The following is a 13,764-nucleotide window of genomic DNA, read 5'->3' as shown; positions in this document are numbered from 1 at the left end:
CAAACTATTTTGTAGCGACATAAATGGAAGCTGCTCCAAATGTCTGGGGTTTGTTCTCTATTCCTATAAACCCAATTTTGGCCAAAATATTGTTGAAAGCCTCCCCATGTGGAAAAACAGATGCCGATTCACTCAGGTAAGTGTATGCGGAACGGTCTTTGGAAAATAGCTTGCCTATGGCTGGAAGAATGCACTTGCAATAAATGGTATACCCCTGTTTAAACGGTGTTTTGGTGGGCACTGAAGTTTCTAAAATCATTAATGTGCCGCCAGGTTTGAGCACCCGATGAATTTCTTGTAGACCTTTTTCAAGATTTTCAAAATTGCGTACCCCAAACCCAACAGTCACTGCATCAAAACTTTGATCTTCAAAAGGGAGGTTTTCGCTATCGCCTACCATCATCTCAATGGTATCTTGAAGATTTTTTTCCTTGATTTTGGTCTTTCCCACCTCCAACATGCCGGGGGATATGTCCAATCCAATGATTTTTTCAGCTCCCGTCCCTGTCATGGCAATAGCCAAATCGCCAGTTCCAGTGGCAATATCCAATAAGGATTGTGGTTTTTTGGCGGCCAACAGTTTTACCATCCGTTTGCGCCATTTAAGGTCAATTCCGAAGGAAATTACCCGGTTTAATCCATCATAGTCCCCAGAAATAGTATCGAACATTTGCCGTACTTGTTCCTTTTTTCCCAGTTCAGATTCCTTATATGGCGTAACTTTTTTTGACATTTCCTGATTTTGCAGGCAAATATACAATATAGCCTTATGGCAGGTGCACAAAAAAAATTGTGTAATTTTGCCGGGCAACGGGGAACTTTTTCCGTATTATACTAAGAATATGTCTTTTAGGCCACGGTCACTATTCTTTGTGTCACTTACAAGGCACAAATTGAATCGATTTAACAACACATCTTATTTCAATCAATGAAAATCATTATTGCAGGAGCTGGTGAGGTAGGGTTTCATTTGGCAAAACTTTTGTCCTATGAGGCACAGGACATTACGTTGATTGATACGGATAAGGAAAGCCTAACGTATGCCGATAACCATTTGGATATACGGGTGCTCCGCGGTGATGCAACTTCGGTTCAGGTGCTTCGGGATGCCCAAGTGGATGGTTCGGATTTGGTGATTGCGGTGACGGCTTCCGAAACCACAAACATTACCCTTTGTTTCTTGGCAAAGCAGTTGGGGTGCAAGAGGACCATAGCCAGGATTTCCAATACGGAGTTTATGGACAATCGCGGACTCATTAAGTTTGAGGAATTGGGGATTGATGAATTGATTTCCCCGGAGCGATTGGCAGCTATGGAGATACAGTTGATGCTGAACCAATCGGCTTTCAATGATACCTATGAGTTTGAAGGCGGATTGTTGACCATGTTTGGGGTAATCCTACCAAAAACGGCTCCGTTTGTTGGAAAAATGGTAAAAGAAGCCGCCCGGATTTTTCCTGAGCTTCACTTTATGCCGATTGCCCTGCAACGTATGGGAACGCAGTTTACGCTAATCCCAAGGGGGGATACGGTGTTCAAGGAAGGCGACCAAGTGTATTTTATTACTTCGGATAAGGGAGTGGAGGAGCTTTACAAGCTTACCGGGATGCAAAAGCAAGAGATTAAAAATGTGATGATTTTGGGGGGCAGTAAGGTAGGCTTCAAAACGGCTCGGGATTTGTGCAACAAAAAATTCAATGTAAAGCTTATCGAAAAAAATAAGGAAAAAGCCTTTGATATTGCCGATGAGTTGCCTCATGCCTTGGTCATCAACGGTGATGGTAGAAATGTCGAGCTTCTTGAAGAAGAAAGTTTGGAATCCATGGATGCCTTTATTGCTGTGACCGGGAATTCCGAGACGAATATCATGTCTTGTCTTGTAGCCAAGAACAAGCGTATCAAGAAGACCATTGCCCTTGTTGAAAACATGGATTATTTTCAGTTGTCCCATTCCATTGGGGTGGATACATTGATCAATAAAAAACTACTGGCCGCCAATAGTATATTTCGATATATCCGAAAAGGAGAGGTGCTTGCATTGACTCGGTTGAACAACCTAAATGCAGAGATTCTGGAATTTGAGGTAAAGGCTTCTTCATTGGTGAATGGAGAAATCATAAAAGAATTGAACTTTCCTAGGGAAGCCAGTATTGGTGGGGTCATCAGAAATGGAGAAGGAATCATTGCCCTTGGGGATTTTAGAATCACTGAAGGTGACCGCGTTGTTGTATGCTGTTTGCCCAAGGCCATTCCGAGGATAGAAAAGCTGTTTCTATAATGAGGCTCAATACCCGCATCATTGTTCACATCATGGGACTGTTGTTGCTATGCAACGGTTCTTTTATGCTTTTGGCCGCTTTTACCAGTGGCATCTATAAGGATGGCGCCACATTGGATATTACCCTGGCCGCCATTGTAACCATGCTTTTTGGTATGATGGCCATGTTCTATACCCGTGGACATAAAAAAGAGGTAAAGCGAAAGGAAGGCTATATTATTGTAACATTTGGTTGGGTGGTCATGTCTATCTCTGGGATGCTTCCCTATCTTTTTTCAGGATCTATATCCACCATTACCGATGCTTTTTTTGAGACCATATCTGGATATACCACGACAGGGGCGTCCATTTTGGACGATATTGAGTCCCTCCCCGAAGGAATTTTGCTTTGGAGGAGTCTGACCCACTGGATCGGGGGAATGGGAATCATTGTGTTGGCCATTGCCATTTTACCGCTTTTGGGGATAGGGGGGATGCAGTTGTTTGCTGCGGAAGCACCCGGTCCGGGAGGAGATAAGCTTCACCCCAGAATTACGGATACGGCCAAACGCTTGTGGTTGATTTACTTTGGGTATACTGTGACCGAAACACTATTGCTAAAATTGGCCGGGATGACATTTTTTGATGCCATCAACCATGCGTTGGCTACCATGTCAACAGGAGGCTTCTCCACTAAAAATGCAAGTTTGGCCTATTGGAACAACGCGCCCGTTATTCAGTATATTACCATTGTTTTTATGTTCTTGGCCGGAAGCAATTTTGTACTCAGCTATTTTGCATTTACAGGAAGGGTGCAACGTATTTTGAGGGATGAAGAGTTTAAATACTACTTCGGCTTTGTGGTGATTTTCTCTATTTTGGCCGCTTTGGGCATCTACTTAAAGGGTAATGTGCCTGTATCCGATTTTCATCCCATGGTTTGGGGCGAAGCCGAAAGTGCTTTTAGGCATGCCCTGTTTCAGGTCATAGCTGTGATCACTACCACTGGTTTTGTTACGGCAGACTTTACCTCATGGACCCCATTTTTAACCGTTTTCTTTTTTGGGTTGATGTTCTTGGGAGGTTCCGCGGGATCTACGGCTGGGGGGATTAAAGTGATGCGCCATTTGATCATCATCAAAAATGGAATCTTGGAGTTTAAACGGACCTTGCATCCCAATGCCATTATTCCGGTTCGCTATAATGAAAAGACCGTTTCGGAACATATCGTGTACAACGTTATTGCTTTTTTTGTTCTGTACATGCTTTTGTTCATAATAGGTTCTTTGGTATTGGGCTTTTTAGGGTTGGATTTTGTTTCGGCTGTAGGTGGAGCTGCCTCATCCTTGGGGAATGTGGGGCCAGCCTTTGGCGACCTTAACCCTGTGAGCAACTACAACAGTTTGCCACCTGCCGGGAAGTGGTGGTGTGGCTTCTTAATGCTGTTGGGTCGTTTGGAACTTTTTACGGTCTTGATTATCCTCACTCCTTATTTCTGGAAGAAGACATAAAAAAACCTCTTGAAGTTGATACTACAAGAGGCTTTTAAAGGTATAAAGTTGTTGTAGGTTAGACCACTGCCTTGATGCGAGCGATGGCTTCCTTCAATTCTTTTTCTGATGCTGCGTAAGAGATACGGATACAGTTGGGGTTTCCAAAAGCTTCCCCAGTTACCGTGGCCACATTGGCATGCTCCAAAAGGTAAAGGGCAAAATCAGAAGCATTGTTGATCGTGGTCCCGTTCAAAGTTTTTCCAAAGAAAGCAGAGATATCGGGGAATACATAAAAAGCTCCTTCGGGAACGTTGAGGTTAAACCCATCGATTTCTCCCAAAAGTTCCAATACAAGATCCCTTCTTTTGTGGAACTCATCGATCATATACTGGATTTTGCTCACAGGAGCTTCCAAAGCGGTAATGACGGCACGTTGGGCAATAGCATTGGCACCACTGGTCACTTGTCCTTGAAGTTTGGTACATCCTTTGGCAATCCATTCGGGAGCGCCAATATATCCTATTCTCCATCCGGTCATGGCAAAAGCTTTGGAAACACCATTCACGGTAATGGTTCGGTCATACATTCCATCAATGCCAGCTATACTGACATGCCCTCCAGCAAAGTTGATGTGTTCATAAATTTCATCAGAAACCACATAGATATCTGGATGCTTTCTCAAAACTTCAGCCAATCCTTCCAATTCAGCCTTACTGTAAACAGAACCACTGGGGTTACAAGGTGAACTGAACCAAATCATTCTGGTTTTTGGCGTAATGGCCGCTTCCAGTTGGGCAGGTGTCATTTTAAAATCGGTTTCAATACCGGTCGTTACTTCAACGGGAACACCTTCGGCCAATTTTACAATATCGCTATAGCTTACCCAGTACGGGGCAGGAAGAATTACTTCATCCCCAGGATTTAGAACCACAAGGGCCACATTGAAAAGGGATTGTTTGGCTCCTGTGGACACAACAATTTGGTTGGGTCCGTATTCTAAGTTGTTGTCTCGCTTGAATTTTAATGAAATGGCTTTTTTCAGTTCAGCATAACCATCAACAGGGGTGTAGCTGCTAAAATTGTCATCAATGGCCTGTTTTGCGGCCTCTTTGATAAAATCGGGGATATTGAAGTCCGGTTCACCCAAACTCAACCCAATAATATCCTTTCCTTCATTTCGTAACTCCCTGGCTTTTGCAGCCATGGCCAAAGTTGCTGACGTGGACATGTTCTTGATCCTGTCAGATAGATGGTTGCTCATTGATTTTGCTATTTTACTGGTACTGAAGTGCTGGGTTTTTACCCAGTTCCTTCAAATGTTTGAAGTGCGAAATTATAGCTTTTCTGGTAGTTTTATACTCGTTGTATGGTAAATTAAATTCCTTGGCAGTCTGTTTCACAATTTTGGAAATTTTTGTGTAGTGGATATGACTGATATTGGGGAAGATATGGTGTTCTACCTGATGGTTCAATCCGCCGGTAAACCAATTTACGATTCGGTTTTTTGTGCCAAAATTCACCGTGGTGAAGAGTTGGTGGATGGCCCACGTATTTTTCATGTTTCCACTTTCATCGGGAAGGGGCGTTTCGGCATGATCCACAATATGTGCCAATTGGAAAACAACGCTCAAAATTACACCGGCCACATAGTGCATGATAAAGAAGCCCAAAAGCACTTGCCACCATGTAACACCACCAAAAATCATGGGAAGAATGATCCAAATGGTCAGGTAGATGATTTTGGTAATGACCAAAGTACTCCAATTGATTACTGGATTGGGCAGCTTTCCGTAGCTCAACTTGCGTTTCATGTAACGGTACATTTGCTGGAAATCTGTGGTCACGGCCCAGTTGAAGGTCAATAGGCCATATAGGAAAATGGAATAATAGTGTTGAAACTTATGGTGTTTCTTCCATTCGGCATGTTCGGAAAAACGTAGAATTCTTCCAGCTTCCATGTCTTCATCATGCTCATGGATATTGGTATAGGTGTGGTGCAATACATTGTGCTGTACCTGCCAGTTGTATACGTTACCAGCCAAAATATAAATGCTGCTTCCCATGAGTTTGTTCACCCATTTTTTATTGGAATATGCGCCATGGTTACCATCGTGCATCACATTCATGCCCACTCCGGCCATTCCAACACCCATAACAATGGATAGGACAATATAGGCCCAGAAGGGAAGGTTAAGGGTTAAAATCAAAAAATAAGGGGTCAAGAATAAGGCAAACATCACTATGGTCTTTAAGTGAAGTTTCCAATTCCCGGTTTTCTTTATTCCATTTTCATTGAAGTACTCGTTAACTCTTTTGTTCAAGGTCCTGAAGAATTGTGCAGAATCCTTTCTTGAAAACCGGATGGTGCTTTTGTCCATAAAAAAAATTTTAGCAAAGGTAACCAAATAGGGCTTTTAGGCCCAACACCTTAACATAAGAACGGTAATTACCTGTTTAAAAGTATTAGATTTGCTAAAATTAACAAACCTTAGATGAACACCGAGTTAATCTACAAATATTTTACGACGCTCACTGATACACAGAAAGAGCATTTTCAAGGTTTGGAGGCGCTATACCAAGATTGGAACAAAAAAATCAATGTGGTTTCCCGAAAGGATATCGATGAACTTTATCTTCGTCATGTGCTTCATTCTCTGGGGATTGCCAAGATTCAGTCGTTTAATGAGGGTGCTCGTATTTTAGATGTTGGAACGGGTGGTGGATTTCCAGGAATTCCGTTGGCCATTCTGTTTCCTGAGGTACAGTTTACCTTGGTGGATGCCATTGGAAAAAAAGTAAAGGTGGTTCAAGAAGTCGTGGAAGGTTTGGGACTCGAGAATGTAACGGCACACCATTCAAGAGTGGAAGATTTGGACGGACAGTTTGATTTTATTGTCAGCAGGGCTGTTGCGGCCATGCCCACATTTGTGCATTGGACCAGAGGAAAAATCAAGAAAGATTCTGCCCACGAACGCAAAAATGGGATTCTTTACCTTAAAGGAGGTGATTTAGAGGAAGAATTGAAGGAATACAAAACCGTCCAAATCTTTGATTTGGGGGAATACTTTGAAGAAGATTTCTTTGAAACAAAAAAAGTGGTCTATTTACCACAAAAATTCAAGGGGTAGCGTTCAAATGCTCCACATCCTTTCGTAGACCAACCTACACTTTCTGCAATAGGTCTTTGCGTTTGACCAAATCCGGTCAAACTTTTTGGACACATTTTCTACCCATGTATTGATTCGCTTTCTCATATTGTATGGGATTTATACTACAAAAATACCAAATTACGTTTAGTTTACAATTAATTAACGTTAAATTTACATTTGAAGTATGTTTATACCTTCCAAAAGCGTGTATTTTTAAAACAAACCTTGTTTTATGCAGCTTAAAAGCAATGATAATTAGTGATTTAAGAATTGCCTATTCGTATAGGTATGAGCCTGCTGCTTGACTCATTTTACGATAATCATGCCCAATTTTTGGGACGATTTTAATTTTCCAATTAAACATCGCACCTAATTTTTTGGAATTATTTTGTGACAACAGGTAGGAATATTGCGCTCTCTCCAGACGATGGTAACCTTGTTGGTCTGCTGATTTTGAACGCAACAAAGTACCTCCCGTTTCATTCTCGTTGTCCATTTCTCCAATGAAAAGAATCAATTTTTTGCCAAATGATGCTTTTAGGTCATCAACAGTAAGCGAACTATTCTTAAGACCAAATGGTAATGGAGACCCAAAGTCAGGCAACGTATAGAAACCTGAATTGGAAGCCAAAATCCGGTCTGCTTTTGAAAAGGGGTGGAACAAGGCGAACCTGTGAAGGATTTGCCCGCCAGCCGAATGCCCAAAAATATCATAGGAAGTTTGGTTTGATTGAGTTGCTGTAATGGCAAAGTCAAAAATTGCATCAAAATCGTTAAAGAGCCATTTTCTTTTTTTAGGATTTACGTGGTAGACGAGTTTGTCCTCATACAAAATAGCTTCATTGGTACCCTCAACCCACGATATACATTCGGAAATATTTAGATTCTGGATAATACCACCAAGGTGATAGTCCTCGAATCCGTATTCGCTTTTTGGATACATAGGGGAGAGAACCAGTACATTGTATTTTTCGGAATTTACGATCCAAGCATCCCGGTAAGTATCAGCATTTCTTCCCGCTCCTGGAATCACCAAGATTACTTTTGAATCTGGATTGAAGTTTTTAGGTCTATGATAGTACACATTTATTTTACGGGTATCATCCAAGTTGCCTACTTCCATTTGAAAATAACCAGACCCTTCTTGAATGGGGTCTGTGTTCTGTCCCCGAAGGTTTAGAATCGATATGAAAAAGGCAAAAGCAAAGAAAAATGGGTTTGAATGAATCATGGTATGCATTGGAGTTTAAAAAGTGAAGTGATTATTTTAAAATTCCGATAGTGATCAACCAAGGTTTTATATAAGAGAGAAGGTCATAACGCTCATTGGTTTGGGTGTTGAGAAAGTTGTGGTCTCCGTGCGGAAGGATTACCACTTTAAAGTTGGATTTGTTTAAGCGTTGCAATTCTTCAATTGTGGCATCTACAGGAATTACGGGGTCATTGGTTCCTAAAAACCAAAGTGCATCTGTTTCAAGTTGCTTTAGAATGTTTCTGGGATCAAATCCCTTTTCTCCGTTAAAATGCTGAAGTTTTTTATGGGCCTTGGCGATGGTAATCCCGCTTTCATCCCCATCTCCCGTAAGTTGACTGAAATAGTGTTCTTCACCAGCAGAAACGGAAACGCCTTCCCCAATGATCATAAAATCAATAGCCTTACTTTTTGAAGCTGCCAATGGCATGATCCATCCAGCTTGACTTCCACCCAATAGACCTAGCTTGGCTTTTTGGAGTTCTGGTTTTTCTTTTATCCAGTTTACGCACGCCAATACATCAGAAGCTAAAAGGTTGAACCATGCTTTGCTACGTGCCACAGAGAAAGATTCGTATGTGCCACCAGATGCCCCAACCCCTCTCTTGTCGAAAGCCAATACAGCCATTCCCAACTGTGTTCCCAATCCGGTATAGTAACTTACATCATTGTAGGTCGAAGGAGCAGACCCATGAACAACAATCAAGACCCCTTTTATACTGTCCCGGTTTATGGGAGAGTAATAAGCGGCATTAAGCATTATGGAATCGTTGGGTATCTGAACCTCTTCCATAGCATAGCCTTTAAATTGACTTTCTTTTTGAGAGATAAGCTCCATGTTGCAAACTGGGCATAATCCGGGATGGAGGTAGCTTTCTTTATGGCAATCGGAGGCACAGGGAGGACATCGATATAGCTTCTCTTGACCAATGATGCACTGCAAAAAACAAACACCAACGAGGAGAAAAGGAAATAGGCGGTTGAGTATCATAACTTTTTAAATAACGGTCCATTTTCGGAAAGTGAATATCCAATGATTTTGCCATTCCCGTCTCTTTTGAAAAAAACAGGCTCGTTCCCCGAATCAGAAAACAAATCCCCATTTTCATGCAGGACAGGTTGTAATCCTCCGTCTTTCGCAACAGCAAGATTTCCCAGTTTTGGGTCAAATACCAGATTCAGTTTAGTGTCATTCACGTATTCATAAGTGCCTTCAAAATCCTTATAAAAAGATTGGTCTTTCCTGTTGGAATAGGGGTTATCGTCCGATAGGATCAATCCATCGCCCAACTTCCAATTGTCATACTCCATGTAATATGCGGTTCGCTTGGCTGCATTCAGGCCTTGTAGTTTGGCCACTAAATGCAAGGCACCGTCTATTCCGGCAGAAATGCCTGCTGTGGTAATGACATTCCCATTATCCACGAAGCGAACATTCTTTCGTACATCAACTTTTTGGTAGTTCGTTTCAAGCCCATCGAGGGCATTGTGAAATGTGGTCGCTGTTTTTCCATCCAAGATGCCAGCTTCTGCCATTACAAAAGCTCCAGTACAAACCGAAAAATGATATTGTACATTTTTCTGCTTTTGAATCCAATCAATGACTTTCGGGTTTTGGGAAGCGGCACTGGAGTTTCCTCCGAAAAAAGCTAAAATGTCAGCTTCTGGTGCATTTTCCACACTGTAGTCGGGTATTATCTTTAAAATACCTTGCGATTTTATGGGCTCTTGGGTGGCCGAGACGATAAAAACACGGTATCCTGCATAGGCAAAGACTTCCATGGGGCCTGCAAAATCCAATACTTCCACACCATCTTGAAGATAAAAGGCAATGGTTTTGGAATCACTTTTTTTAATAAGCACCATATTACAGTGCGAGCATACGCCAGGGGCATCATGCACTTCTTGGTCACATGCTGCACCGCAGGGTGGGCAAATGTATTTGGTTTGTGTGGAAAGAGAGGTTTGGGCCATAGCGAAGTAAGAAATTAGAAAACTTGCGAATAGGAAAATTGACCTTTTCATGATAAATGATTTTGGTCAAAATTAGGTCAAAACAAAGGGGGTGTAAAGGACAACTGTCCGCAGTATCGGGACAATCAATCCTTCCAATCGGATGGGAGGGAGGCGGTGTGTTTTTTTAGAAGAGACCGTAATTGGTTACTGCTTTGCAACCCACAGGATTCTGCAACTGCACTTACTTTTGAGCCAGTTGAAAGGAGTTGGGTGGCCCGTTCCACCCGTAGTTTATCCAAATAGTCACCAATGGTAATGCCCGTAGTTTTTTTAAACAGCCGGGTAAGGTTTCTTGGACTCATGTGTACGGCATCCGCCAAATCCTCTATGGTGCTTTTGATGCTGAGGTTTTTGGCCAGTAGATCTTGAACTTGATGAATCCTTGTATCGATATGGTTCCGATACTGTAGAAAAACACTGAGCTGAGGGTCGTTTTCAGTTCTTCGGAGGTAGATGACTACCTCTTTGGCAATTTTGGCAGTAAATACGGGTCCGAATAGCTCTTCCATCAAAAAAAGAGCTAAATCAATCCCTGAAGAGACCCCGGCACTGGAATACAAGTTCCCATCTTGGATGATCAGACGGTCAGAAAGTACCTGCGCTTTAGGAAATCTGGATTGAAAGTCTTCCAAATACCTCCAATGGGTGGTGCATTTTTTTCCATCAAAAAGACCGGACATAGCCACCAAATAAGCCCCGGTGCATACGGAGCAAACTCGAACCTTGTTTTTGTACTGCTCCCTTAGCCAATCAAGAAAAACCGCATATGTTGTCTTGAAATCACTTTTAAAGAACAAATGGGATTCCAGTCCTGGAATAAACAGTAGGTCGTCCGGTTTCAGTGTATGGGCATGGAAAGGCGTAAGGTTGCCCAAGGACACTCCGGCACTGGAGGTTTGCTCCGAATTGCCTTCAAGGTTCAAATAAAAGGTTTCTACTTCAATGCCATAGTCCTTGGCTTCATAAAAAAGGTGCGCTGGTCCCGTTAAGTCCAGCAGTTGAACTTCGGGAGGTACCAGGAAAAATGCTCGATGTTTAGATTTTTGGTGCATGTTTATGCATAAAGATCATTAACATTGGCTTGGGCAATATCAATAAATAATTGGCTCATTTTCTCGCATACCGAGGAGAAAAACTTCTCTCCTTTCTCTTTGGTGGCCATACTAGGATTGCCAACTCCAGTATCTTTACTGATTTTGGACCACGGTCTTTCGGTCCAGGCCCAACCTTCGGAAAAGGCCTTTATTTTGTTCTTTAGTTCCTCGCCATCTCCCCATTCTTGCTTGGGAAGTACCAATTCCGGTGCCAAATGGAGTATAAGGCTGGTTTCCATTTCATCGGCATGATCACCTGGGTTATCAAATATCTCTTTTTTTTCTGCCATTCCTGGCCAATGGGTGGTACAGAGAAACATGTTTGGGAACAGTAGGCCCAATTCCCTGATGATGGCCTTCCAGTTGTTGCCGCCGTGGCTGTTTAAAATCATAAACTTACGTATGCCTTGCCTTTCCAAAACCGTGATGACATCCTTTAGGATGGCAAATTGGGTGCTGGGGTTGAGGTTCATGTCCAAATAAATATCGGATTGACCGGTATTTACCCCAAAAGGAATTGTTGGAAGGGCTATTACCTTGCAACCTTGTTCCCATGCGAGTCTTGCAGATTCTTCGGCAATGGCAGTGGCCTCAATGGTATCGGTGGAATATGGTAAGTGGTAGTTGTGGGCTTCAGTGGCGGCCCATGGTAGAACGGCCAAGTCAAAAGATTCATCTTTTAGATGTTTCCAATTGGTGTCGGCCAGTACATAAGGTCTAGGCATTTTTTAAGGTTTAGAGATATTGGATAAAAAAAGACCGCTATTCCAAATGAGGTATAGCGGCCATGAAATTATGGATTTATTGAGTTATCCCAAAAAAGGATAGCGATAATCTTCAGGAGTTACAAAAGTCTCTTTTATAAGTCGTGGAGACACCCAACGCAACAGGTTTTGCATGGAACCTGCCTTGTCATTGGTTCCAGAAGCTCTTGCTCCTCCAAAAGGCTGTTGTCCTACTACGGCACCCGTAGGTTTGTCGTTGATATAGAAGTTTCCAGCACAATTTTGCAATGCTTTTGTGGCTTCATCAATGGCATAACGATCTGCTGACAGAACTGCTCCAGTCAATGCATATTCCGAAGTGCCATCCACCAATTCCAACGTTTTGCTCCAATCGGCGTCCTCATAAATATATACCGTCACCACTGGTCCAAAAAGTTCAGTGCACATGGTGGTGTACTTGGGGTCGGTGGTTAAAATAACCGTTGGTTCAATAAAGTAACCCACAGATTTGTCATATCCACCACCTGCAATGATCTCTGCGTTGGAGTCGGCCTTGGCCTGTTCAATATATTTGGCGAGTTTGTCAAATGAGCCTTCGTGGATCACGGCGGTGATAAAGTTGCTCATATCGGCAGGAGAACCGGGTTTGTTGAAAGAGGCGATATCGGCCTTGACCAAATCCAAAATTTCATTTGCAGTTGATTTTGGCAGGTACACACGTGAGGCTGCACTGCATTTTTGACCTTGGAACTCAAAAGCACCTCGGGTAATGGCGGTGGCCACTTGCTTGGGTTTTGCGGTTGGATGCGCAATGATAAAATCCTTTCCGCCAGTTTCCCCAACAATCCTTGGATAGGTTTTGTAGTTGTGGATGTTGTTTCCTATCTGTTTCCACAATTCTTTGAACACATGGGTGGAACCTGTAAAGTGGATTCCAGAAAAATCAGGACTTGATAGTATGGTGTCCGAAATCATAACAGGATCTCCATAGACCACATTGATGACCCCATCAGGAAGACCAGCCTCTTTAAACACATCCACGATTACCTTGGCAGAGAATATTTGACTGTCACTGGGTTTCCAGACCACAACATTCCCCATCATAGCGGCACTTGCGGGCAAATTCCCGGCAATGGCAGTAAAGTTGAATGGGGTTATGGCATAGACAAAACCTTCAAGGGGCCTGTATTCCACTCGGTTCCATATGCCCTCGGCAGATTCGGGTTGTTCCCCATAAATTTGAGACATGTACTCTACATTGAAACGGAGAAAATCCACAATTTCACAGGCGGAATCAATTTCGGCTTGAAAAATATTTTTTGATTGTGCCAGCATTGTGGCAGCGTTCATTTTCGCACGATAAGGTCCGGCAATCAATTCCGCAGCTTTTAAAAAGATGGCTGCACGTTGTTCCCAAGTAAGGTCGGCCCAAGCTTTTCTAGCTTCCAAACAGTTGGATATGGCCTGTTCCACATGCTTTTTTTCCGCTAGATGGTAGTGGCCCACCACATGTTGGTGTTCGTGGGGAGGAGACATGGGTTTGGTGTTTCCAGTCTTTATTTCCTCACTACCTATGTAAAGAGGTACCTCAACTTTTCCATTGTAATAGGCATTGTACTGTTGTAGTACTTCTTCGCGCTCAGGAGTACCTGGTGCATAACTTTTTATAGGTTCATTGATTGCAGTTGGAACTTGAAAAAATCCTTTTCCCATGATGCTTTTTTTAGGAGATTAAAAATTCCACCAAAGGTACTAAAAGGAAAATCGATTTTAAAAAC

12 protein-coding genes are annotated in these 13,764 nt (G+C 42.6%); 3 read left to right on the top strand and 9 right to left on the bottom strand.

Features of this window, described 5'->3' with window-relative positions:
• Positions 1 to 4: 4 nt before the first annotated feature.
• Positions 5 to 733 (bottom strand): bifunctional demethylmenaquinone methyltransferase/2-methoxy-6-polyprenyl-1,4-benzoquinol methylase UbiE, encoded by a 729-nt coding sequence (ubiE, locus tag EZV76_RS10150; RefSeq protein WP_136566437.1) that lies wholly within the window; start codon positions 731 to 733, stop codon positions 5 to 7.
• 195 nt (positions 734 to 928) lie between these two features.
• Here ubiE and trkA point away from each other — a divergent pair, with 195 nt between their 5' ends.
• The gene (gene trkA, locus EZV76_RS10145; RefSeq protein WP_136566436.1) at positions 929 to 2,278 is read left to right on the top strand and encodes a Trk system potassium transporter TrkA; all 1,350 of its coding nucleotides are present in this window, start codon (positions 929 to 931) and stop codon (positions 2,276 to 2,278) included.
• Entirely contained in the window at positions 2,278 to 3,768 is a 1,491-nt protein-coding gene (locus tag EZV76_RS10140; protein WP_136566435.1) for a TrkH family potassium uptake protein, read from the top strand. Before trkA ends, EZV76_RS10140 begins: the two co-directional genes overlap by 1 nt.
• Positions 3,769 to 3,826: 58 nt before the next feature.
• Here the strand turns inward: EZV76_RS10140 and EZV76_RS10135 are convergent, their stop codons facing one another.
• Positions 3,827 to 5,011, bottom strand: coding sequence for a pyridoxal phosphate-dependent aminotransferase (locus EZV76_RS10135; RefSeq protein WP_136566434.1), 1,185 nt, complete (start codon positions 5,009 to 5,011; stop codon positions 3,827 to 3,829).
• Between the two features lie 13 nt (positions 5,012 to 5,024).
• The gene (locus EZV76_RS10130) at positions 5,025 to 6,128 is read right to left on the bottom strand and encodes a fatty acid desaturase family protein (RefSeq protein WP_136566433.1); all 1,104 of its coding nucleotides are present in this window, start codon (positions 6,126 to 6,128) and stop codon (positions 5,025 to 5,027) included.
• A 114-nt stretch (positions 6,129 to 6,242) separates the two neighbouring features.
• Between EZV76_RS10130 and rsmG the strand changes: the two genes are divergently transcribed.
• The gene (rsmG, locus tag EZV76_RS10125; RefSeq protein ID WP_136566432.1) at positions 6,243 to 6,878 is read left to right on the top strand and encodes a 16S rRNA (guanine(527)-N(7))-methyltransferase RsmG; all 636 of its coding nucleotides are present in this window, start codon (positions 6,243 to 6,245) and stop codon (positions 6,876 to 6,878) included.
• A gap of 295 nt (positions 6,879 to 7,173) precedes the next feature.
• On the opposite strand, the gene EZV76_RS10120 is transcribed toward rsmG, so the two are convergent.
• From EZV76_RS10120 to pruA, 6 genes are all read right to left on the bottom strand, one after another.
• Positions 7,174 to 8,130, bottom strand: coding sequence for a hypothetical protein (locus EZV76_RS10120; protein WP_136566431.1), 957 nt, complete (start codon positions 8,128 to 8,130; stop codon positions 7,174 to 7,176).
• Positions 8,131 to 8,161: 31 nt separating this feature from the next.
• Positions 8,162 to 8,989, bottom strand: coding sequence for an alpha/beta hydrolase family protein (locus EZV76_RS10115; protein WP_161594400.1), 828 nt, complete (start codon positions 8,987 to 8,989; stop codon positions 8,162 to 8,164).
• Between the two features lie 149 nt (positions 8,990 to 9,138).
• Positions 9,139 to 10,176 carry a DJ-1/PfpI family protein gene (locus EZV76_RS10110; RefSeq protein ID WP_136566429.1) on the bottom strand — a complete coding sequence of 346 codons (1,038 nt, stop codon included), beginning with the start codon at positions 10,174 to 10,176 and terminating at the stop codon, positions 9,139 to 9,141.
• Positions 10,177 to 10,250: 74 nt separating this feature from the next.
• The gene (locus EZV76_RS10105) at positions 10,251 to 11,219 is read right to left on the bottom strand and encodes a GlxA family transcriptional regulator (protein ID WP_136566428.1); all 969 of its coding nucleotides are present in this window, start codon (positions 11,217 to 11,219) and stop codon (positions 10,251 to 10,253) included.
• Positions 11,220 to 11,221: 2 nt separating this feature from the next.
• Positions 11,222 to 11,986 (bottom strand): creatininase family protein, encoded by a 765-nt coding sequence (locus EZV76_RS10100; RefSeq protein WP_136566427.1) that lies wholly within the window; start codon positions 11,984 to 11,986, stop codon positions 11,222 to 11,224.
• 84 nt (positions 11,987 to 12,070) lie between these two features.
• Positions 12,071 to 13,699: an L-glutamate gamma-semialdehyde dehydrogenase gene (pruA, locus tag EZV76_RS10095; protein WP_136566426.1), complete on the bottom strand. Its 1,629-nt coding sequence runs from the start codon at positions 13,697 to 13,699 to the stop codon at positions 12,071 to 12,073.
• Between the last annotated feature and the right edge of the window lie 65 nt (positions 13,700 to 13,764).

The sequence above is a fragment of the Flagellimonas alvinocaridis genome (genome assembly GCF_004916895.1).
GTDB lineage: Bacteria > Bacteroidota > Bacteroidia > Flavobacteriales > Flavobacteriaceae > Flagellimonas > Flagellimonas alvinocaridis.
Note: the sequence above shows the minus strand (reverse complement) of the source record. Positions and strands in the feature narration are given on the sequence as shown.